This window comes from Streptomyces sp. NK15101, assembly GCF_020400725.1.
Classification (GTDB): Bacteria; Actinomycetota; Actinomycetes; order Streptomycetales; family Streptomycetaceae; genus Streptomyces.
The window spans coordinates 1-659 of record NZ_JAINVG010000209.1; the positions used below are offsets into that span (position 1 = coordinate 1).

The 659-nt window shown below is 64.6% G+C and carries 1 protein-coding gene; it reads right to left on the reverse strand.

Translation table 11 applies throughout. The features are described from left to right. Window positions 1-94 precede the first annotated feature (94 nt). Window positions 95-289 (reverse strand): hypothetical protein, encoded by a 195-nt coding sequence (locus K7G60_RS38630; protein ID WP_225805635.1) that lies wholly within the window; start codon window positions 287-289, stop codon window positions 95-97. Between the last annotated feature and the right edge of the window lie 370 nt (window positions 290-659).

The following is a 659-nucleotide window of genomic DNA, read 5'->3' on the forward strand; positions in this document are numbered from 1 at the left end:
ACCGCCACCATCTACCTCGCCGGACTCCACCTCGTTGCCATCTTCATCTGGTCGGCGAGATGATCCCTCGGAAACGAACCGATGTCGCTGCGTGTCAGGCCAGCTCGAAACCTTTCCGAATGACGCCGTATTCCGCGGGTGTCTCCCAGCAGGTGTAATGACGGCCGGGGAGATCCGACAGGTCAGTCCCCAGCTCTTGCGCCAACCAGGCCGCACCAGTCTTGCCTGCCCGCGAGGGGTCGTCGACGGCCTGGTAGCAGGCCGTGGCGCCGCGCAGCTCGACGATCACGTACCTCACACGGTTGCCCGCGCCGACCACCGCTTCATTGCCATGCTGCTCGTGTACGCCGCTCGGAGACTGCCCGCAAAGCCCACAGCTCAAGTCGTCCCTCGAAGAATCCACGACGTGATCGTACGTCCCTCACGATCACCCGTCGCTAGGCAGCCCACGACGGGATTTCCGGCGCTGATCCGAAGGAAACGGCCTAGTACTGCAACGGTCTTTGACCTGATGGTTGGGCAGGTTCGGGTGGTGTGTGGCCGCGTCGTTGGTAGTGGCTGAGGCGGGTTTGGTGCTGGCGTCGGCGTCGCCAGGTCGACCAGTGCAGGACATGGTCGACCGAGACCGGCCGGCGGTGGGTGAGCCGGTGGATCAGCCC